Annotated in this window: 19 protein-coding genes; 7 read left to right on the top strand and 12 right to left on the bottom strand. The window is 56.4% G+C overall.

Features of this window, described 5'->3' with window-relative positions; translation table 11 throughout:
• Window positions 1-3: 3 nt before the first annotated feature.
• The gene (gene nrdG / locus JQ822_RS19120; RefSeq protein ID WP_213134784.1) at window positions 4-468 is read left to right on the top strand and encodes an anaerobic ribonucleoside-triphosphate reductase-activating protein; all 465 of its coding nucleotides are present in this window, start codon (window positions 4-6) and stop codon (window positions 466-468) included.
• Window positions 469-486: 18 nt separating this feature from the next.
• On the opposite strand, the gene JQ822_RS19115 is transcribed toward nrdG, so the two are convergent.
• The 12 genes from JQ822_RS19115 to tssB all read right to left on the bottom strand — a co-directional run bounded on the left by JQ822_RS19115 (window position 487) and on the right by tssB (window position 12,250).
• Window positions 487-1,008, bottom strand: a complete 522-nt coding sequence (locus tag JQ822_RS19115; protein ID WP_213134783.1) for a toxin-antitoxin system YwqK family antitoxin — start codon at window positions 1,006-1,008, stop codon at window positions 487-489.
• Window positions 1,008-2,972 carry a type VI secretion system Vgr family protein gene (locus tag JQ822_RS19110; RefSeq protein WP_213134782.1) on the bottom strand — a complete coding sequence of 655 codons (1,965 nt, stop codon included), beginning with the start codon at window positions 2,970-2,972 and terminating at the stop codon, window positions 1,008-1,010. Before JQ822_RS19110 ends, JQ822_RS19115 begins: the two co-directional genes overlap by 1 nt.
• Before the next feature lie 26 nt (window positions 2,973-2,998).
• Window positions 2,999-3,280: a type II toxin-antitoxin system RelE family toxin gene (locus tag JQ822_RS19105; protein WP_016155559.1), complete on the bottom strand. Its 282-nt coding sequence runs from the start codon at window positions 3,278-3,280 to the stop codon at window positions 2,999-3,001.
• Entirely contained in the window at window positions 3,270-3,518 is a 249-nt protein-coding gene (locus JQ822_RS19100) for a type II toxin-antitoxin system Phd/YefM family antitoxin (RefSeq protein WP_016155558.1), read from the bottom strand. The genes JQ822_RS19105 and JQ822_RS19100 overlap by 11 nt, the downstream gene beginning before the upstream one ends.
• A gap of 183 nt (window positions 3,519-3,701) precedes the next feature.
• The gene (locus tag JQ822_RS19095; protein WP_213134781.1) at window positions 3,702-4,193 is read right to left on the bottom strand and encodes a M35 family metallo-endopeptidase; all 492 of its coding nucleotides are present in this window, start codon (window positions 4,191-4,193) and stop codon (window positions 3,702-3,704) included.
• Between the two features lie 24 nt (window positions 4,194-4,217).
• Window positions 4,218-6,722: a type VI secretion system ATPase TssH gene (tssH, locus tag JQ822_RS19090; protein WP_213134780.1), complete on the bottom strand. Its 2,505-nt coding sequence runs from the start codon at window positions 6,720-6,722 to the stop codon at window positions 4,218-4,220.
• The gene (locus JQ822_RS19085; protein ID WP_213134779.1) at window positions 6,713-7,642 is read right to left on the bottom strand and encodes a type VI secretion system baseplate subunit TssG; all 930 of its coding nucleotides are present in this window, start codon (window positions 7,640-7,642) and stop codon (window positions 6,713-6,715) included. The genes tssH and JQ822_RS19085 overlap by 10 nt, the downstream gene beginning before the upstream one ends.
• On the bottom strand, window positions 7,606-9,327 hold the full coding sequence (gene tssF / locus JQ822_RS19080) for a type VI secretion system baseplate subunit TssF (protein WP_213134778.1): 1,722 nt from the start codon (window positions 9,325-9,327) through the stop codon (window positions 7,606-7,608). The genes JQ822_RS19085 and tssF overlap by 37 nt, the downstream gene beginning before the upstream one ends.
• Before the next feature lie 19 nt (window positions 9,328-9,346).
• Window positions 9,347-9,727 (bottom strand): GPW/gp25 family protein, encoded by a 381-nt coding sequence (locus JQ822_RS19075; protein WP_213134777.1) that lies wholly within the window; start codon window positions 9,725-9,727, stop codon window positions 9,347-9,349.
• A gap of 3 nt (window positions 9,728-9,730) precedes the next feature.
• Complete coding sequence (locus JQ822_RS19070; RefSeq protein ID WP_213134776.1) at window positions 9,731-10,216, bottom strand: Hcp family type VI secretion system effector; 486 nt, start codon at window positions 10,214-10,216, stop codon at window positions 9,731-9,733.
• 21 nt (window positions 10,217-10,237) lie between these two features.
• Window positions 10,238-11,719, bottom strand: coding sequence for a type VI secretion system contractile sheath large subunit (gene tssC / locus JQ822_RS19065; RefSeq protein ID WP_213134775.1), 1,482 nt, complete (start codon window positions 11,717-11,719; stop codon window positions 10,238-10,240).
• Between the two features lie 18 nt (window positions 11,720-11,737).
• Window positions 11,738-12,250: a type VI secretion system contractile sheath small subunit gene (gene tssB / locus JQ822_RS19060; RefSeq protein WP_213134774.1), complete on the bottom strand. Its 513-nt coding sequence runs from the start codon at window positions 12,248-12,250 to the stop codon at window positions 11,738-11,740.
• 373 nt (window positions 12,251-12,623) lie between these two features.
• Between tssB and JQ822_RS19055 the strand changes: the two genes are divergently transcribed.
• Genes JQ822_RS19055 through JQ822_RS19030 form a run of 6 tightly spaced genes read left to right on the top strand, consistent with a single transcriptional unit; the run spans window position 12,624 to window position 20,012 of the window.
• Window positions 12,624-13,082 carry a T6SS protein Cts2N gene (locus tag JQ822_RS19055; RefSeq protein WP_213134773.1) on the top strand — a complete coding sequence of 153 codons (459 nt, stop codon included), beginning with the start codon at window positions 12,624-12,626 and terminating at the stop codon, window positions 13,080-13,082.
• 14 nt (window positions 13,083-13,096) lie between these two features.
• Complete coding sequence (gene tssK, locus JQ822_RS19050; protein WP_213134772.1) at window positions 13,097-14,434, top strand: type VI secretion system baseplate subunit TssK; 1,338 nt, start codon at window positions 13,097-13,099, stop codon at window positions 14,432-14,434.
• Window positions 14,415-15,164: a DotU/TssL family secretion system protein gene (locus JQ822_RS19045; RefSeq protein WP_244849013.1), complete on the top strand. Its 750-nt coding sequence runs from the start codon at window positions 14,415-14,417 to the stop codon at window positions 15,162-15,164. Before tssK ends, JQ822_RS19045 begins: the two co-directional genes overlap by 20 nt.
• Window positions 15,161-18,703, top strand: a complete 3,543-nt coding sequence (locus tag JQ822_RS19040; protein WP_213134771.1) for a type VI secretion protein IcmF/TssM N-terminal domain-containing protein — start codon at window positions 15,161-15,163, stop codon at window positions 18,701-18,703. The genes JQ822_RS19045 and JQ822_RS19040 overlap by 4 nt, the downstream gene beginning before the upstream one ends.
• Complete coding sequence (locus JQ822_RS19035; protein WP_244849012.1) at window positions 18,700-19,623, top strand: type VI secretion system protein TssA; 924 nt, start codon at window positions 18,700-18,702, stop codon at window positions 19,621-19,623. The genes JQ822_RS19040 and JQ822_RS19035 overlap by 4 nt, the downstream gene beginning before the upstream one ends.
• Window positions 19,620-20,012, top strand: a complete 393-nt coding sequence (locus JQ822_RS19030; RefSeq protein WP_213134770.1) for a DUF4280 domain-containing protein — start codon at window positions 19,620-19,622, stop codon at window positions 20,010-20,012. The genes JQ822_RS19035 and JQ822_RS19030 overlap by 4 nt, the downstream gene beginning before the upstream one ends.
• Window positions 20,013-20,033: the final 21 nt, after the last annotated feature.

Genomic DNA, 20,033 nt, shown 5'->3' with positions numbered 1-20,033 from the left:
GCTATGAACTTTCACCAATATTATCCTGTAGATATCGTTAACGGCCCCGGCACCCGCTGCACGCTGTTTGTATCCGGGTGCGTGCATGAATGCCCCGGCTGCTACAACAAAAGCACCTGGCGGTTGAACTCGGGTCAGCCGTTTACCCAAGAGATGGAAGACAAGATCATTGCCGATCTGAACGACACACGAATCAAGCGCCAGGGGATCTCGCTCTCCGGCGGCGATCCCTTGCATCCGCAAAATGTGCCGGATATCCTGAAACTGGTGCTGCGCATTCACGCTGAGTGTCCAGGGAAAGATATCTGGGTGTGGACCGGCTATAAGCTTGATGAACTCAACGTCGCGCAAATGCAGGTTGTCGATCTCATCAACGTGCTGGTCGATGGCAAATACGTGCAGGATCTCAAAGACCCTATGCTTATCTGGCGCGGCAGCAGTAACCAGGTTGTGCATCACTTGCGTTAAATAACATGAGAGGTGTGTTTACAGCCTCTCCGTCCATTTGCTCATTCGCGACTGCGGCTTACCTTTAGCATCCACCGCACGTCCGTCCGGCAGCCAGCGTTCCACTTCCCCCTTCCGTTTTCCCTGTGCATAAGATTGCCGCTGGGCTGGCGCGCCGTCCGGGTAAAACTGTTCGCTGAGCGAGTGGCGCAACCCTTGCTGCCACTGCTCACGCATCTGCAACTGGCCGGAAGGATAAAAGCTGCGGCATTCGCCATGCAGCTGACCGTGAAGCCACTGCTCTTCACGTATCAGCGTCCCCTCTTCTGAAAAATAACGAGCCACACCGTCTGGCTGTCCGTCGCGATAAGTTTGCTGCATGGCAAGCTGGCCGTTGGCATGCCAGCTTTCGATATCACCATGCAGCGCTCCCTGCCGATAACGCAGCACCGACAGAAGCCGACCATGCTCTTCGATCCGCATTTCGCCGTTAAGCTGACCGTCCGCGAGTTCGGCCTGCAGCCGGGTGCTATCCTGCTGATGTTCCAGCGTTTCCCCCATCAGTTAATCTTCACCAGTCCGCCTTTGATAGTCAGCATCCCGCCGCCGTCCACGGTCTGAGTGGCGCTGGCTTTGCTGGTGAGCGTGGCTTTTGCTTCCTGGCTGATGGTCGTCGCCTTCTGACTAAGGGAAGTTTTGGCCTCGCTGGCGATACTGGTCGCATCTAACTTCAGACTGGTCGACGCGCTGGCGTTCAGGTCCGCCCCGCTCTTCACGCTCAGGGTTTTGCCGCTCTCCAGCGTCAGCGTGCCGCTGACTTTGATGGTCAGATTGCCATCGACGTTCAGCGTATAATTACCCTTCACCTTATGCGTCTCGTTGCCCTCAACCGCATGTTCCTGGTCACCTTTCACCGTCACGCTGCGTTTATCTTTCACCTCCAGCGTGTCGCTGCCTTTTTCAATTTTCACCGTGCGATTGCCCTTTTTCAGAGTGACGGTTTCATTGCCCTCTTCAACGCTGCGGGTGCGATCGTTTTTAACGCTGTGGATCTCATCGTGGCTAACGGTGGTTTTGCTGTCGTTAAGCACGGTGAGCTGAAAGTCTTTCTGCGCCTGCATCGCCAGCAGTTCGGCATCTTTTTTGTCGTCGAAGCGCAGTTCGTTAAAGCCTTTTTCGCTTTTCGTTTTAATGCCCGACTGGGTCTGATTCGCCGGAAGTGCGTACGGCAACGCATTCGCGCCGTTGTACACGCAGCCGGTAATGAGCGGCTTGTCCGGATCGCCGTCGATAAAGCTCACCACCACTTCCTGGCCAATGCGCGGGATAAACTGCGCGCCAAAGCCGTTGCCGCTCCAGGTGGTGGCGACCCGCAGCCAGCAGGAGCTGGTTTCGTCGCGTTTGCCTTCTCTGTCCCATGGGAACTGCACCTTCACCCGCCCGAGCTTATCGGTCCAGATCTCCTCACCGCTTTTACCGACTACCAGCGCCGTTTGGGTATGCATAAACGGTTTCGGGGTGCTGCTCTGCGGGCGATACGGCGTGGCTTTCGGGATGGCAGTAAAGCGGTTGCGATAACGCTCGCCGTCGTGCTCGTGGCTGACGGCGGTGATTAGCCAGTCGATGTTTAATGCTTTGTCGTCGTGATCGGTGAGCGTATACCAGTGCCCGGCGGCCAGCGCCGAACAGTCGCTTTCACCGACCAGCTGCTTCGCCTGTGCCTTCATGGCGTTAACCTTCCACGCCGCCAGCGCGTCGCCCTGCGCTTTCTCACTGAATCCGCCGGGATGCGGATAGTGCATGCCGCCCTTCTTCTCACCCGCCTGCGCGAACAAAGCGGCTTTTGGCTGCTCGTAGTTATAGTCGCTACTCTGGAAACCCTGCGAAGTCGCCTGCAAACGCAGCTCCGCCGAGCGGATCGCCCCGGTTTCCCGCTCGCCGCTCTGTGCCGCCTGATACTTCACCTTTTTCTCACCCGTTATCGGCGGGAAGGCGCTGTTATCATCCGCCAGCACCAGCGTGTGCTTGCCTTCCTTATGGGTAAAGAACCAGAAGATCCCCTCCTGCTCCAGCAGCCGCGAGATAAAATTGAAGTCACTTTCGTTGTATTGCAGACAGTATTCGCGCTTCGCCGGTTTGGTTCTCAGCTGGAATTTATAGTCATTGAACCCAGCGTCCTTAAACACCTTCTCGACGATCTCCTGCACACTGAGGTTCTGAAAAACGCGATTGTTGCTGGCAAGCGTGAGCCACCACAGCCAGGGGCGTAGCACAAACTGGTAGCGATCGGCATTGCTGGTCGCCGGAAGCTGGTGCGCCTCGGCAATAAGGCCGTCGTAGTCGGCGTTGTTAATGGTGATGGTCAGATGGGTTGCCAGCGCGGCATCGAGAGTTAACGGCGCGGAGGTGGTTGCGGCTATAGTGGCGGTGGTCAGGCCGTTAAGCGCCGATTCGGTTTGCGCAGTAGCGGCGGTAAGACCGGTTAGCGCTGGGGCGGTGAGTTTGATGATAGTGGTATCTGGCATGGGAAATTCCTTTTTCTACGATAGCGCTAGCGCCGGTTAGCCTGATGATAAACCTCATCACCATCACGTCTGCCCACTGCGATCACAAGAACGACAACCTGCTCGTCCTCGACCTGATAGACCAGACGATACCCGGCACTGCGTAACTTAATTTTATAACGGTGTAATTTGCCGGAAAGGCGGGCGGCAGGAACATGGGGATTTTCCAGCCGCTCCGCCAGCTTCTTTTTGAACTGTTCACGTAATGTAGGGGAAAGCTTGCGCCATTCCTTGAGCGCAACATCTAAAAACTCCAGGTTATAGGTCATTTAAAGACACCTTTATTCGCTTGCCGCCTTCGCGCTCGTCGGCGATGCGGTTCAGCTCGGCGTCTTCTGCCAGCTCCAGCAGATACGCATAAACCGCAGGCGGCACGCAGTAAAACGCAGGCTCGTTGCGGTTCAGAATCGCCACCGCTTCACCTTCCCCGGCGTTAACCGTCCCCATCGGGTTACGTTTCAGGTCGGTGATGCTGGCAGCGGTTTTGGTCAGGATATGAAATGGCATGGTGTTTTCCTCGTTAATGAGGTTTTATTGTAGACCATTAAAAGCATCTTTATAAGCACTGTTAAAGACTCCTTTACCACATCCCAAAAACCATGGTGTATGGATGACCTGTTGCCAAATTAACGGGGCGGTGTGATTGCTGCGACGATGGTATTGGGCATGGAGAAGTCCTTTTATATACATCTAGAAGAACATTTCTGCTATATATTCATAGCTATCTGCATTTTTTCTAGCAAGAGTAAAGCTCAACCCTTCTATATCATCGCCATAAGCATTATCTTCTGTTGAAAGAACGGAACTATAATGGGAAGTTTCATGAATAAATGTTCCCGCAGGCGTATCTTTACCTCGCCGTTTAGAAGTAAAAAATTGATCTCCAATATATATTACGGTGTCTATTGAAGGATCGACATAAGCAAAACAAGCTTCGCCTTCATCGCGCCTAAAATTAACATCATTTTCAGGATTAAAACTGACAAGCTTTGCCAAAATACGGCTAAAATCATCACGAATAATCTGTAGTCGCGCTGCTGTTGGACGAGCATGCATATATGTATGAATGCAGACACTTAACTGACCATCAGGTGATTCGATAACTTTTTTGCATATTTCACAAGCATTTTCAAAAGCATGACGAACAACAACTCTCTCAGCTAATGTTAAATTGCGAACCATTATTGTTCCTCTATAGTTTAAAATTCAATAAATCACTTCCCCAACCACCAGATTCTCAACATCTCTGGCCCCGACTCCCTTACATTTCTCCATCACTCTTTCGACCAAACTCTCATCCATTACCAACCTCTCCCCCGTCGCCACTAAATATCGCTGCGATAGTTTTTCCAATTTAGCCAGCACAATACCTTTTAATATGTCCTCATCCAGCGCCCGATACGCCACCGTCGTCATCCTTGCTAAAAACGCTGGACGGAAATGTGTTAATAATTCTGCGCGCAAATCTTCGTTAAACCACTCGCTGTTTAATTCAGAAGCTGGCGTATCCAGAATTAACTCCGCGCCGACGTTGCTGGTCGCCAGCATCACCGTATTTTTGAAATCAACGATCAGCCCGGTGCCGTCTTCCATTACACCTTTGTCGAAGACGTTATAAAACGCCTCTAGCACGTCCGGGTGCGCTTTTTCGATTTCGTCGAGCAGTACCACCGAATAGGGGCGGCGGCGCACAGCTTCGGTTAACGCCCCACCACTGCCATAGCCGACGTAGCCCGGCGGTGCGCCTTTGAGCTGGCTGACGGTGTGCGCTTCCTGATATTCAGAAAGGTTGATAGTGATCAGATTGCGTTCGCCGCCGTACAGCGCATCGGCAAGGGCATACGCGGTTTCGGTTTTGCCCACGCCGGTCGGTCCCACCAGCAGGAACACGCCGACCGGCTTTTGCGGGTCGGTCAGACCGCTGCGATAGGCGCGCAGGCGTTGGGCGATGGTCTCCAGCGCTGCCTGCTGTCCCATTACCCGTTCGCTCATCCGTTCAACCAGCGTACGAAGGGCGTGGGCTTCGTCGGTCAACATCTGCCCGAGCGGGATCCCTGTCCAGCCGCCGATCACCGCCGCGACGGTGGCGGGATCCACGCAGTCCGGCACCAGCGGCACTTCATCGCGCAATTGCGCGGCGGCGGTTTCCAGCTTGCCGATCAGCGCCGCGCACTCCACCAGTTGCTGCTCGAGTTCTTCGTCGTCATCGTCCAGCCGCTCGCTGAGATCCAGCATCCGCTGGCGCGTAGCCAGCAGTTCACCGACCCGCTGACGCTCGTCCTGCCAGCGTCCTTCCACTTCCCGCGCCTGAAGCTGGAGTTTTTTCGCCTGCTCCTCCAGTTCGCACAGCCGGTCGTGATGATCGACGCCCACCAGCAGTTCACGATTCAGACGTTCACTTTCCTCATCGATCGCCGCCTGCTGTTGGCGGATTTCCTCAAGCTGGGGCGGCACGTCATGCTGCGCCAGCGATACCCGCGCGCAGGCGGTGTCGAGCACGCTGATGGCTTTGTCCGGCAGTTGACGCCCGGAGATGTAACGCTGGGACAGGCGCACCGCTTCACGAATCGCGGTATCGAGAATTTGCACGCCGTGATGCGCCTCCAGCTTGTCGGCCACCGCGCGCAGCATCACCACCGCGCTGTTTTCGTCCGGTTCTTCAATCTGGATGCGCTGGAAACGGCGGTCCAGCGCCGGGTCCTTCTCGAAATATTTTTTGTATTCCTGCCAGGTGGTGGCGGCGATGGTGCGCAGCTCCCCACGTGCCAGCGCCGGTTTCAGCAGGTTGGCGGCGTCGCTGCCGCCCTCGGCACCGCCCGCGCCAATCAGCGTGTGGGCTTCGTCGATAAACAAAATGATCGGCTGCGGGGATTTTTTAACCGCGTCGATGACGCCTTTCAGACGTTGTTCAAATTCGCCCTTCACGCCCGCGCCCGCCTGCAACAGACCGAGATCGAGTGACAGCAGCGCCACATCGCGCAGCGGCGGTGGCACGCTGCCTTCGGCAATGCGTCGCGCCAGCCCTTCGGCCACGGCGGTTTTGCCCACACCTGGCGCACCGACCAGAATCGGGTTGTTCTGCCTGCGGCGCAGCAGGATGTCGATACACTGGCGGATCTCGCTATCGCGCCCGATGATCGGGTCGATCTTTCCGTCCCGCGCGTCGCGGGTCAGATCGTGGGTATATTGATCCAGCACGCCGCTGTCATGCATCGACGCATCGTCAGGCGTTGGATCGCGATGCTCTTCGACAGAATTTCGGCACCAGTTCCGCCACTGGCTTTCCAGCGTTTCAGCGGAGAGTCTCAGCAACGATGGCATCCCCTGCGCCAGCTGCGCGCGTAGCCGCTCGCGGGTCAGTAACGTCAGCATCAACAGCGCAGAACGCACCTGTGTCATACGCTGGAACACTGCCTGCAAAATCGCCCCTTCCAGCAGTTCCACCAATTGCACCGAAAACACCGGCATCCGCGTACAGCCGGTTTTGAACTGCGCCTGCGCCCGACGGATCTCTTCACGCAGCGTGTCGGCAGAAATCGCCGCTGGACTCAGGCAACACGCCAGATCGCCATGCTCGTCATCCAGTAACGCCAGCAACAGATGCTCCGGTTCCACAAACCAGTGCCCCTGCGCCCGGCTGCGTTCTGCCGCCTGTTCCAGCGCCCGCAGGCAGGCCGGGTTGAGTCGTTGTATCAGCGCTTTTAAATCCATGCATTGTTCTCCTCAAGCTGCAATTGGCAGCGAAACGACGCGGGTTTGCGGCTCGTCAGTTGTGCGGTATGGCCGAGGCGCGGCGGCGCGGTGCGGGTTAAGCGATGGTCCAGCGTCAGCGTTCCTCGCATCATCAGCAGCAGCGTTATCCCCGCACCAAACCAGATTGCCACTAACTTGCTGAGCTGGAAAAAACCCTGTCTACCGGGTAAAAATTCGCGCCACTGCGCAGCGTTTTTAGCATCCAGATGCACTCGCAGCGCCGCATGCTGATGCCATATTCGTCTCCCGGCGACGCTGTTGCGTCCCAGTCGGCAGCCTGTCCGGCTCGGTGAGGGCAGCGGTTGCCAGCGCCCGACAAATTCTTCTATTTCCACGTTGATACTGAGTACAGCCGCCACCAGCGCCACAAACCCCGCCGTCGAGCGCCTGCGATTCGCCAGCCCTGCGCTTTGCGCCAGCAGGTCGGTCTCGCGCATATTCGTCGCCTCAAGCCCAAAACCGCACAGCGCGCGCATGATACCCAGCCCCGGCGCATTTTCACGGCGGGCGTAGGGCGTTGCCAGGCGGTACAGGCTCAGACTCCGGCAGTGATGCTGGATAAACCGCTGCTGGAACAGCTGGATGAAGTCCTGCGGGGCAGCATTTTTATCCTGCGTCGCCTGTTGCAGCCATTCCAGCCAGCCGTAGGGCAGTACGCCATCGGCCCCGCCCGGCCCCAGGCTGCGAACATGAAGAGCATCATCACTCAACGCGCCGACTTCCGCCGGGCCAAACGCCATCCCGAGATCGCCGCGTAGTGCGGGCGTTTCACCCGCCGCGTGTAAGATGCGGATACTCTGTTCCAGCGAGAAGCGCCACGGCTCGCCCTTAAGCTGTGCCATTACGCTATCAGCGCGCTCTGTTCGGTTTCTGTCCATAACGACAACTCCTCCCCTTCATCCTGCAAGACCGTGCGCACAAAGCAGTTGGCGGTGGCATTACGCGCGAGAAAACGGGCGATAATGCCCGCAAACAGCAGTCGGCTGCTGCCGGTAAACGCCTCGGGGTTAAGGACCAGCGTCACCCTGATGCCATTGCACCAGCCGCGCCAGGCATCGCGCCCCCGGTGTTCGCTCACCCGCTGGCTACGTATTGCGTCGATACCGTTGATTTGTTGCCAGACGGCAGGGGATGCGGCAGAAGGGGCGTACAGCGCCAGCAGTTCTTTCAGAGAGGCCAGCGCCATTTCGCCTTCGGTCAGCGACAGATGATTGAGCGCCAGCGAGGAAAGCAGCTTCCAGCGTGCGTCCCGCTGCGATACAGGTTCAGAAGGTGTGGTCGGCGTTCCCAGTAAATGTACCTGTGCAACCGGGCCGGGTTGTTCAAAGGTCAGCGACGTCCCCGCAGAAAGCAACGAGGCCATTGCACCATTGGTACACCACAGTTTTGCCGTCAGGCTGTACTCGTCGGCAGCCTCGAGGGGATCAAACTGGCTATCCACCAGGGTCAACCACATTTCGTTGCCCTGGCGGTGATGACGTCGCGCGTGCCAGTACCAGCGCGCATCGCTATGCCCATGCGCCGAATAGTAGGGTGGAATGCGCCAGGCTTCCTCGCGACGACTCATCCACAGCGCCTGTACGCGATAAATGTGCACATTTTTGTCATGATGATCCGCCACCAGCCGATGCTCGCTGCGCGTATGCTCAGCAAGCAGCGGTTCAGAAGTGCGGGTGAACAGGTTGATGACCGGCGTGCAGCCCAGACGAATGTCGCCAGACTGAATATGCTGCGCCGCCTGTGGCGCCCTGTCGAAAGGAATACACAACGTCATTGTCTCCCCCTCACTCACCTGCGCCAGCGGCAGATCAAAATACATCAGCGCCTGCGGGCAGTGCATCCAGGCGCTTAGCGCCAGCGCAGAGGACTCCACGCCAGATTCCCCCGGCAATATCCGTTCAGCATTCAACAGCCCAACGGGCTGCGGGCGCCGCGGACCGATAACGTGGGCATACAGCAAATCGAACAGCGTGGCGTTGATTTGCGGTGAGCCGCAGAGATGGATGCGCAGCTGGTTTACCGCCAGCGCCGAAAACTGATGTGGCGGAAGGCAACGCAGCTGAATACGCAGCGCGCCGCGCGCCTGCGCGAGCCCGCTCAGTTGCTGTGCCTGCGTGGCGTCACACCATGCAACATCCTCGATTTCCAGCGGCCACAGCGTTTGCGTCAGCGCGGTGCGCCACCAGATTGTCTCGCCGCTTTCCGTCAGGGTATACAGCGGCGTTCCGGCCGGGAGAGGGTAACCCTGACTAAGATCGCCCGCCTGCGGATCGGGGACAAAACAGGCCGTCGCAACCGAAGGAAAAGGCCGCATCAAATGGGGCGAAAGCTGCTCCAGCAGTGACTCACACAGCTCGCCAAAGCCGTCGTCGAGGCGTTGATGCAGCCGGGCGCTTTGCAGCGCAAAGCCTTCCAGCAGCCTTTCAACGTGGGGATCCGGACATTCGAATTCGCTCAGCCGCAGCCGGGCAGCCACGCGCGGATGCCGACGGGCAAACTCACCGCTGGCAGTACGCAGCCACCTGAGTTCCTGTAAGTAATCCTCCAGCAATCGATCGTCCATTGATCTTCTCCTGCGATGGTCATTGCCAGCTACCGTGCAAATACGTGAGTTCCAGCGTGAGCGGCTCGTCGTCTTCCCGAAGCACTACGTCAAGATGCAGCGCCAGGGTCTGCTGATGGACATCTCTCACGCTGACACTCAGCGCCTGAATACGCGGTTCATGGCGCAAAATGGCGGCGCGAAGCTGGCGACAATACCCGCCAAGCGCCCGCTCATCGCCTGCATTAAATCCGTGCCATTCCGGAACGCCCCAGGCAAGCAGCAACGGTAATTCTTCGGCCCCTGCCGGAGCGCGGGAGTTGAACAGTCGCATCAATTCCCGACGTACCGACTCACGCGGGCTTATATCCTCATCCAGCAGCCTGTCGAACAACGCGACCGGGATGGATGGTTGCCCCATTCATTAGCTTCCTTTCTTATTCATCATCATGTCCCAGGTCGATGCCGCAGCCCCTTTCTCCGCGCCTTCTGCTTTCTGGGCCTTCAATTCCCATTTAATTTTGCTGAAATTGAGTGACATCGTTTCAACGGGTTTCCCCCCCGACCCACCGCTGACGCTGATGTGCGAAATCAAGACGTTGTCGAGGGTATAGATGATAAACGGCAGCACCGAGTCGCCATCGTTGCGACATAGCGTCAGTACGGCCTGGGCAATCATTTTCCCGGAACAGCAGTGAAGGTTGAGTTCAGGCGTGGACAGGTCAACAAATTTAGTCAGCGACATTTCCCCCACATGTGCCCGGCCTGACGTGCGGTTGGTGTTACTGACATCGTTAGTGACCTGCATTGCCACGTTATGGCTGAAGGACATAATTTCGATTTGATCTTTATATCCATCAACGCAGCTGTCGCCTTTGATTGGATCAATCTTTAAAAAAATAGCATCCATAAATACTGGCTCCTTGTGTGATTACGCCGATACCGGCGGCGGCAGTTCAGCCACCAGACGAATAGAAGTGGTCAGTTCTTCCAGTTGGAAATGCGGACGCAGGAACACCACCGCGCGATAGACCCCGGGCTTGCCGGGAACATCCAGCACATCAACGCGCGCTTCCCGCAGCGGATATTGCGCTTTGATCTCCTGTGGTGCGGTGTCGCTAAGCAGCACATAGCCGGCAATCCAGTTATTGAGGTAGCTTTCAACCTCATCGCGGCTCATAAAACTGCCGACCTTGTCGCGCATAATCACCTTCAGATAGTGCGCAAAACGGGAAGCCGCGAGGATATAGGGCAGCATGGCTGAGATCCGCGCGTTGGCGTTGGCCTCCGGCGTGTTATAGATTTTCGCCTGATTGGTCGTTTGCCCGCCAAAGAACGCGGCGGTGTTAGTGTTCTTTTTGTGGCACAGGGCGATAAAACCGAGGTCATTCAGTTCTTTTTCACGACGGTCGGTAATGGCAATTTCCGTCGGGCAGCGCAGGCTGATATCACCGGACGGCGTAGCAAAGGTATGTGCCGGAAGAGATTCGACCAGCCCACCGCCTTCCGCACCGCGGATCGCCGCGCACCAGCCGTAAAGGGCAAACGCCTCGGTAATACGATTGGCCAATATCCAGGCCGCGTTGCCCCACAGATATTTACTGGCATCCAGGCCGTTAACATCCTCAACAAAATTAACCCCTTCTACCGGCACGGTATCCGGCCCATATGGCAGGCGCTGCAATACGTGCGGCAACGCCAGCGACACATAGCGGGAGTCGTCGCTGTCGCGGAACGACCGCCATTTGATCAGCTCGGTGCTCTCGAAGATCTTCGCCAGATCGCGCGGAATATTCAGCTCAGCGAACGATCCCATATCAAACAACCGAGGGCTGGCGGCGGCAATAAACGGCGCGTGTGCCGCAGCGGCAACCTGGGAGATTTTCTCCAGCAGTGCCACATCCTGCGGATGGCGGCCAAACTCAAAATCGCCGACCAGCACGCTGTACGGATTGCCGCCGAAGGTGCCGTATTCGTCCTCATACAGCTTTTTGAATAAGGTACTCTGGTCAAACTCAACCGCTTTTTCCAGGTCATCCTGTAGCTCTTTGCGCGACACGTTCAGCAGGCGCAATTTCAGTCGGGTGCTGGTTTCAGTATTCATCACAAACTGATGCATACCGCGCCAGGACGCTTCCAGTTTTTGCATATCAGGATGGTGCAACACTTCGTTCAATTGCGCGCTAATAAGTTCATCGATCTGCGCAATACGGTGGTTGATCATCGCCACCGTGTCGCCTTCTATCGCCATGCCTTCATCAAGGATTTGCGTTGCCAGCTCTTCCAGCATGTCGCGCGCGTAGGTCTGTTGCAGCTCATCGCGCGCCATCCGCCCTTCCTGAATAATGCGATCCAGCACGCTCAGCGTGACCGTCTGCGCGCCGCTTTCTGTTTGTTCCTGAACATTGTCCATTGTTCTTTTCCTTCTCAGTTACGCATTTTCAGCCGGTTTTTCTTCAGTGGCGGGCCTTAACGCCTGAAGCTCGGCGTTATCGTTTACTACCTGCTGTAACAACGCATCCAAATCGTCGTTACCGTCCAGCTTGGTCAGCAGATCGCGCAGGCGCTGGCGGGCAAGGAACAGTCGCTGGAGAGGTTTAACCTGATTGATAATATTGAGAGGAGTGAAGTCGTCGAATTCGTTGAAATGCAGTTCAACGTTAAGTTTACTGCCATCGTTAGCCAGGCGGTTGTCGACCTGCATCGCCAGACGCGGGGAGATGGAAGAGAGCACATCATCAAAATTATCCCGGTCAATTTCGACAAACCGCCGCTCGCGTAATTTCTCTGGCGGCGACGCAGGCTGCCCGGATAAATCCGCTAAAATACCAATAACCAAAGGAAGTTCTTTCTTCTCAATCGCACCGCCAGTTTCCACGTCATAGGTTATTTGAACGCGCGGCGGTCTAATACGATTGAGTTTATGCTGAATGCTCTCTGCCATATTCAATCCTTTTTATTGCAATAGTATCCCTGGTGCTAACGTGGTAGCACCACTATTCGAAACAGCCTATTCCTGAATAACTATATGGATTATAAAAGACATATTACAAAATAAATATCAACTTAATTTTTTACTTTTTACACAAAAATGACTCATTTGACAAAAATCAATTAACCAAAAATCAACTCATAAAAATCAATAAGTTAAACATAAAAAATGATTTAACTAATGCTATCAATAGAAAACATTAATTTTATGAATGTTTAGATGTTAACGAATTTTATTGACTCAGACATGCCTAATAATGATTTAAATCAAAAAACAAATCGCTGCCATTAATTACCTTCTTAATGAAGATATAAAAGGATTTTATATGACAAACGGCCTACGCCATTCAGCTAATATAATTTCATTCGGTTTATTTATTTTACTGAATAGCGGCTGTTCATTTTGGCAAAACCGCGTGGCATTTAATGATGTCGTCATTGAAACAGTTGCGGATGCAAATGATAACACCCCCGTTGCCGTCGATATTGTCGCCGTCACCGATACCGCGTTGCTGCCCGCCGTGCAATCGCTCAGTGCCGGGCAGTGGTTCATTGCTAAATCGCAGCTGCTGCGAGACGCCCCCGACGGGCTACATGTCTGGTCTCTGGAGCTGGTGCCGGGTTCGCGTTTCGTTGCAAAAGACAATCCCCTGCAGGGTGTTCCGGCAGAAGCCATCCTGCTGTTTGCCCGCTACCGCAGCGCCGGAGATCACCGGTTACGACTGGATAAAGCAGATTCGCTGCACCTGTTATTAATGACGGATGAGGCAGTCCTCGCGCCCTGAACAAGGAAGGTACTATGAGCACGATTCCGGCAATGGTCTGCTGGTATGAAGGGATGGCAATGCTACCGCAGCATTTCCAGTTGCAGGCATTGCGTAATGAAACGCTTTCCGCCGCGCTCGCACGGTGCGCCAATCCCTGGTTCTGGGGCGTCAATCAGCTACACATTGACGAAGCCGCGCTGTGTGCCGGAACGTTACGCATACTGCGCCTTGAGGCGATCATGCCCGACGGGACGCCGGTTGAGTACGACATTGGCCGCGATTCGCCGCTGACGTTCGACTGCTCACGTTTGCTTCCCGCCGCGCCCGACAGTGAACACCTTCTTTGGCTGGCATTACCGCCGCTAAGCCGCGCCGGACAGTGGCTTTCGATGGACACCCGTCACCGCTCCATCAACAGCGTACCGTTGCCAGACCTGTGCAGCGGTGAATTTCCCGAGAGTATTCCACTCTGGCAGCCCGCGCCGCGTCTGATGTGCTCACATGAACGCGCCGATTTCATCTGCCTGCCGCTCCTTCAGGTGACCTATACCGAAGGCGGGTTTCGTCAGAGCGAATGGTTTGCGCCAGCGCCCAGGGTCAGCGAAGAGAGCTATCTTTCTCGTCATACGCGGCAGCTCTGTTTACAGGCGCGGGAAAAAATTCTGTTTCTGAGCCGGGAAATGCAGCTCGCGCACCAGAGCCAGCGTACCCACGACTGGCTATGGTTAACGCTGTCATTACAGAGCATTCAGGGCGCGCTACCGCTGCTGGAAAGCCTGATGACCAGTGCGCAGACACACCCGCAGGATCTCTGGCGCGTACTGTGCTTGTTCATCGGTCAGACGGCAATCCTCACTCAGGACAAAACTCTGCCCCTGCTACCCGCATTTGATTACCAAAACATGCACCCCGGATTCACAACCCTCTTCACGCTGCTGAAAACCCAACTGGCGCACATTCATCGCCGCTATCAACGACTCAACTTTAGCAAACTGGATAACCACTTTTCACTGCAACTCCCGCCGGACATTCATGGCGGAGAGCAAGTAGTGGTTGGCCTGCTGATGCCAGCAGGCGACACAGCCAGAGCCGGAGTCTGGCTGCAACAAAGCCTGGTCGCCAGCCAGCCATTTTTGAACATCCTGCGTCGCCAGCGAATGCACGGGATGAACCTCACTCCGCTGGCGCTGGATCAACGCGGCAACTGGGAAACCGACAGCAGCATTGCGTTGTTCACATTGACGCTGACCACCCAGTGGTTTGAAAAAGAGACGCCGCTGGTCATCGCCCCATTGCATGAAACTGATGGTATGCCGCTGCAAATCATGTTGTACCGTCAGGAGGAACGCCATGATGCAAGGGGTGCCTGATATGCCCGCCAGCCGCCTGTTCGATGAGATTTTCTCTCGTTGGCTGGTGCAGTTAGAACGCTGGAAAAGCAGCACGCTCACGCCTGCTGAACTGCATAATCAAGCTTTTGCCTGCGGTAATCAGGCGGTGGCGGAGTTCAGCCGACGCCTGACGCGTGAGCTGGGCGCGCCGTTTCAACAACACATTGACGACGCCGTGTACGCCCTGGTCGCGTTGATTGATGAAACTGTCCTCTACAGCGACTGGCCAGCGCTCTCCCTGTGGCAGACCTGCCCGCTGGAATATCATCTGTGGCAAACCCACAGTGCGGGAGACAGGATCCCCCGCAAAATCGAGGCGCTACTCAATGAACGTAATCCGGGCCAGCGTGATGTCGCGGCGCTTTATCTGCGCTGCCTGACGCTCGGGTTTGGCTCCCGGCGTGACAATTTTGACCAGCAAACGCAACAAGAGATTTGTCGTATGCTCTGGCGCTTCGCCTTTCAGCGTGACGCAGAACCTGACGATCTCGCGCAACGCATGGCGTCCACCGCGCTGGGTTCACCGTTACAGCTCCCGGCGCACCGCCGCCTGCCGGATAACTCACGCCTGCACCTGATTGCCATCATCATACTGCTGGCGCTGTTGCTGCTAAGTCAGCGTTTATGGCTGAGTATTGAAGATGCCATTGGCGTCAGCACGCTGCCTGACTTCCCGGTCACCCAGTCTTGTCCGGGGGAAGAAAAGTGACACAACCCTGGCTGACTCTGCTGATTATCGTGCTGGTGCTGCTGGCGATTACCGTCTGGTGCGTTTGGTGGCAGTGGGAGTATCGCAACGACACGTTTACCCGCGCGCAAAAAGAGATCCAGCGCGCCTGTGGCGACCAGGATCCTTACGACAGCATGCGCATCCTGATGCTCGGTGATGAAGACGACAACCGCCTGCTCTGCCGCAGCTGGTCGCTGACTGATGGCATGGAATATTGGTTCGGGCAGTGGTGGTTTAACCAACGCTGTCGTCTTCTGTGTATTCCGCAAACGCTACAAACAGCCGGAAAGAAACGCCTTATTCGCCAGAACGACTGGCAGAAAACGCTGGCTGCGCTGGTAAAAAGTCGCCCTCAGCGCCCGTTAGATGCGTTGATTATCACCCTGCCGCTGGAAGCGTTGCAGAGCGATGAGGCGGCGCGTGCCAGCCTGCTGAATAACTGCCAGCAGATCCAGCAGGTATGCGGATTGAGTCTGCCGATCTATCTGCTGATAAGCGGGCTGGAGTCACTGGAGGGCGTCGCCGACCTGCTCGCACAGCTACCGGAAGATGCTCACAGCAGCCCTATCGGCAGCGCGATACCGGTTGCCAGAGAGGCTATCTGGAAACCACAGTGGATTGACGACGCGCTGGACAACACCCGGGCATCGCTGCGCCTGCTCATTACCGAACTCGGTACGCTGCAGGGGCAAACGCCGGAAACGCTGTTCCGGTTGCCAGAGAGCTTCCCGCCGCTGGCCACACCGCTGCATGATTATTTCGATGCGCTGTTCAACAGCAACGCCCGCGATGAGCCGCCGCTGCTGCGGGGGATCTGGTTCGTCGCCCGCACACTGAACAACGACAAGCCGCAGATGCAGTTTTGTCAGACCTTGCTGAACGGGAAAATCGCCGCCGAACGCGGTCTGGCACTGCCTGTACGCCGTCTGTTGCGCCTGAATCTGCGCCGCCATTTCATTACTCTCGCCTGTTACAGCTGTCTTTGCGTACTGTGGCTTATCACGATGACCTGGAGCTGGCGATACCAGCACACCAACGCGATACTACTGCACGATCGTCTGCAGGTTCTCGCCACGCAAACCGTGCGCGTCGGCGCCTCCGGCGAACGCTCAGCCGCGTTGTACTGGCGCATATTAAACGCGATTCCGCAGTGGCAGTTCCGTTCCGTTGTCTGGCCCGGCTCGCTGTTCAGCCGTACCGACACGAAGCTACGTGAAACCTTCCACAACGCGACCATGGCGACCCTACTGACGCCTGCTACCAACAGCATCTGTCTGCAAAATAAAAACGAGAAGTTGGCTGAGCAAGCAGATCTGTTGCCCGAAGAGCGCTATCGACAGATTCAGCAAATACTGACCCAGGCAAAGCAGATGGAGTCGCGCTATTTGCCGTTACTGCAACTGATGCAGGTGAAACAGCCTACCGTGCAAACGCTGGCTACCGTTAGCGCCAGCGTCTGGGGCGTGACTGTCGATACGGACTCACTGCCTGCACAGGGGGAACTGAATGAGATGTTTGCCACGTTAAATCTGTCACGCCTGCGCTTACCCGACGCCAGCGAACTGACACAACGTAATAGCGAGATTTTTTCCCGCGAAGCCATGCAATGGCTGGAGCAGAATTATGGCAACACCAGCCTCGATAACAACGAGGAACAGCTTGAACAATTACTGACGCTCTTTAGCAACGGTACGAACGTGACCCCGCTGTTTGTCCGCTCGTTGGTCCGTCAGGTCAGCCGCTTACAGAGCACGCTGACGACAATTAATAACCTGAGCCGCGATGCGACCCACTCCCCGATCCGATTACCGCTGGATGAGTTGCTGACTCAGGCCCGCGCGCTACGGCTGATCGACAATGGCGTGATTCAAGAGGTATTGCGCCACGAAGCGCTGCTGCGTCAACGTTTTCTCGCACAGGTCGATGGCTCCCGGCTGCATTTTTCGTCATTAACCGAGCAGTCGCCGGAAGGGGATTTTAGCGTGTCGCCGGATATTCTGGCGCTGCAAAAAAGCCTGCGCGACCTGCTTAATCAGCCTTTCTGGCAGTTGGGCACGCATCAACCCTCAGCAAGCGAAGTCGCGTACCCTGGGAACCTGCAGCTTCAGCAGGCGCTGGCGCTGTACGGTGGATATGAACGTTTTATGCAGCAGCTCCCGGACAGCATCTGGCGGCCCAGACTCACTCTGCTGGCCCAGCAGGCAGTGGAAAACGCCATGCGCCAGGCGCTCTACACCGGCGCTGCGGATACTGCGCAAAATAGCAATATCAGTACCGCCAGCGCGGACAGGGTGGTGGAGGCTTTCAACCAGCTTAATCGACCCCAACTTTCTACAGTGTTACGTCAGCAAATCGCCGCACAAGTGATTACCCGGGTACGCCAGGACGGCGGCGCGCTCCTCCCGGCGGTGAATCCGCCTGCCGTCAACTACACCAGCGCAGAACAGGCGCAGATAAGCAGCCAGAAAGTGGCGGGTTGGGCAGCGGCACAGGCCGAGCAAATATCCGCAGCGCTGACCCGTTATCAGCCCGATATCGACTGGCTGGACAGACAGCGTCCGTGGCTAACGGCTGCTGATAACCAGTTGATCGTCCGCTGGATCAGTTCGCTGGGCGCCATGCAGCGGCAGCAACAGCAGGATCCTGGCAGCCCGTCAGCGCAAATGACCACCCTCGCCGCCGCGGTGCCAACAATGACTGCGCAGAACTGCCAGAGCGAACTGGCGCAATTCAGCACATCCGGCAGCAGCGATTTTTATAGCCAGTCCCTCAACGCGCTGGTCAACGCATCGCAGCAAAAATGTCAGCAGCTTCGCCAGCAGGCAAGCATTGGCGCGGTACAACACATCTTCACGCTGTATAACGTCTGGCTGGCAGGACACTTCCCCTTTACCGCCGTACCGCACGCGCCGGATGCCGATGTCGACAGGGTGCGCGAACTCGCCGTTTTGCTCGCGCAACTCCCGCCGGAAACCCTGCCAGAACAGCCACCGCTGATTCAACAGCTGGCGGCGGCACAACCGCTTCTTTCCGCGCTGGTGGCTCCCGAAGGCGTCACTGTGCGGGTTATCTGGCGCACTTCACGCAACCATGAAGTTGGCGCGGATCAGATTGCTGACTGGCAGCTCGTGGGTAATCAGCAAACGCTTGGATACATGAGTGGTACAACGGATCTGCGCTGGCACACCAGCGATAACCTGAGCTTTAGCCTGCGTTGGGCCACCAACTCCGCATGGCGACCAGTGCCAGGCCTGTCACAGACAGGCGTAACGGTTGCAGGCGATACTGGTCGTTGGCGCTGGCAGGGCGCATGGTCACTGTTGAGAATGATTGAACAACAACGCGTCGGCGGCGCGCTGACGCAACCGCTGCCACTGCATTTTTCACTTCCGGTCGGAGACGGTCAGAAGCAATTACGCGCTACGGTCTTTTTGCAGGTAGCGTTGTTGGGTAGTGACGGCAAAACGATGCTACCGTGGACACCGCTGACAGAACAGGGATTATCAGGAGGTAAATGATGGAACATATTCAGGCATTACTGGCACCTATCCGGACAGAGAGCGCTTGCGGAGAGTCCATCCGCTATTCGCCAGAGTTTGATCGGCTGGTCGCCGCTCGCCAGCAGGATGACGAAACGCTGCCAACTGGCGTCTGGCAAACTACGCCACGCCGTGCCGACTGGGAAGAAGTCGCCAACATCGCCACCCAACTGACCGAAACGCACAGTAAGGACCTGGTGATTATGAGCTGGCTGGGCGAAGCGTGGATCAGAGTTCGCGGCTTAACCGCTCTGCCCGACGCGTTAGCCCTGCTAACGCTGGCGCTGGAGCGTTATCCCGTCGACCTGCATCCACACATCAAAGAGGATGATTACGATTATCGCGCCGCGCCGTTGTGCTGGATGGCGCAGCATTATGCCACGCTAATCGCCGAGGCTCCTCTGTTCATCATTAACGAGGACCGCGTGTCCGTGACGCAATGGCAGCAGGGTAAAATGACTGGCGTTCCGCTGCCGAGCGCAGACGAGTCAACGACCCAGGCGCTGGCGGCCAGCCTCGAATGGCTCAAGCGACTTAATGCCGTCTGTCAGCACTGGCCCGAAGTTTCAGCCCCCTCTTTCAGCGCACTGGAGCAAAAAATCAAAACCTGTCAGCAGGCGTTGGGGAACGCCACGCCGGAGCCGCCGCCATCTACCGCTCATGAAGTAGTGCCAACTGTGAGCCACACAGCAACGTTCGCCCATCGGGAAGAAGCGTACCAAATGATTAAACAGGTGGCGGATTATCTGGCCCGTACTGAACCACACAGCCCGGTACCTTATTTACTGTATCGCGCCCATGCCTGGGGACATACGCCGCTGCCGGAACTGCTCTCTGAACTGATTAACAGTGATGAATCCGCCCGCCGACTGTGGCGGCAATTGGGGGTGTTACCATGAGTTGTCCTGCCGTCTGTACGGGCGCAATACTGCAATGTGCGTTTGGTATGGCGCCTTCGCCGCTGAACGTTCTGCCCGTTAACCGCACCATCCTTAATAATTTGCCGATGGCGAATATTATGGATAACAAACCGTTTGTAAACATCATGCCATTCGGCATGTGCAGTAGCATCGCTAACCCAACCGTGGCTGCAGCCACCGCGGCGGCGCTTGGCGTATTAACACCAATGCCGTGCATTCCGATGACCATCGCCCCCTGGATGCCGGGTTCACCAACGATAATGGTCGGCAATGCGCCCGCCCTCACCGCGCAATCGCAGTTAATGTGCGCCTGGGGCGGTGTGATTCAGATCAGTTTTCCAGGGCAAATGACCACCATCGTGGCGTAAAGCAGCAGAGCAAAGCGGTCA

Source organism: Citrobacter sp. FP75, assembly GCF_018342065.1.
GTDB lineage: Bacteria > Pseudomonadota > Gammaproteobacteria > Enterobacterales > Enterobacteriaceae > Citrobacter.
The sequence above is the reverse complement of the archived record's forward strand: the minus strand, read 5'-3'. Positions and strand labels throughout refer to the sequence as shown.

What these genes read in the sequence shown, in the direction of transcription:
- tssC (WP_213134775.1), bottom strand. Translation starts at nt 11,719, where the DNA reads ATGGACAATGTTCAGGAACAAACAGAAAGCGGCGCGCAGACGGTCACG.
- JQ822_RS19115 (WP_213134783.1), bottom strand. Translation starts at nt 1,008, where the DNA reads ATGGGGGAAACGCTGGAACATCAGCAGGATAGCACCCGGCTGCAGGCC.
- JQ822_RS19045 (WP_244849013.1), top strand. Translation starts at nt 14,415, where the DNA reads ATGATGCAAGGGGTGCCTGATATGCCCGCCAGCCGCCTGTTCGATGAG.
- JQ822_RS19110 (WP_213134782.1), bottom strand. Translation starts at nt 2,972, where the DNA reads ATGCCAGATACCACTATCATCAAACTCACCGCCCCAGCGCTAACCGGT.
- JQ822_RS19055 (WP_213134773.1), top strand. Translation starts at nt 12,624, where the DNA reads ATGACAAACGGCCTACGCCATTCAGCTAATATAATTTCATTCGGTTTA.
- JQ822_RS19070 (WP_213134776.1), bottom strand. Translation starts at nt 10,216, where the DNA reads ATGGATGCTATTTTTTTAAAGATTGATCCAATCAAAGGCGACAGCTGC.
- tssF (WP_213134778.1), bottom strand. Translation starts at nt 9,327, where the DNA reads ATGGACGATCGATTGCTGGAGGATTACTTACAGGAACTCAGGTGGCTG.
- JQ822_RS19100 (WP_016155558.1), bottom strand. Translation starts at nt 3,518, where the DNA reads ATGCCATTTCATATCCTGACCAAAACCGCTGCCAGCATCACCGACCTG.
- tssK (WP_213134772.1), top strand. Translation starts at nt 13,097, where the DNA reads ATGAGCACGATTCCGGCAATGGTCTGCTGGTATGAAGGGATGGCAATG.
- nrdG (WP_213134784.1), top strand. Translation starts at nt 4, where the DNA reads ATGAACTTTCACCAATATTATCCTGTAGATATCGTTAACGGCCCCGGC.
- JQ822_RS19075 (WP_213134777.1), bottom strand. Translation starts at nt 9,727, where the DNA reads ATGGGGCAACCATCCATCCCGGTCGCGTTGTTCGACAGGCTGCTGGAT.
- tssB (WP_213134774.1), bottom strand. Translation starts at nt 12,250, where the DNA reads ATGGCAGAGAGCATTCAGCATAAACTCAATCGTATTAGACCGCCGCGC.
- JQ822_RS19105 (WP_016155559.1), bottom strand. Translation starts at nt 3,280, where the DNA reads ATGACCTATAACCTGGAGTTTTTAGATGTTGCGCTCAAGGAATGGCGC.
- JQ822_RS19085 (WP_213134779.1), bottom strand. Translation starts at nt 7,642, where the DNA reads ATGGACAGAAACCGAACAGAGCGCGCTGATAGCGTAATGGCACAGCTT.
- JQ822_RS19035 (WP_244849012.1), top strand. Translation starts at nt 18,700, where the DNA reads ATGATGGAACATATTCAGGCATTACTGGCACCTATCCGGACAGAGAGC.
- tssH (WP_213134780.1), bottom strand. Translation starts at nt 6,722, where the DNA reads ATGGATTTAAAAGCGCTGATACAACGACTCAACCCGGCCTGCCTGCGG.
- JQ822_RS19095 (WP_213134781.1), bottom strand. Translation starts at nt 4,193, where the DNA reads ATGGTTCGCAATTTAACATTAGCTGAGAGAGTTGTTGTTCGTCATGCT.
- JQ822_RS19030 (WP_213134770.1), top strand. Translation starts at nt 19,620, where the DNA reads ATGAGTTGTCCTGCCGTCTGTACGGGCGCAATACTGCAATGTGCGTTT.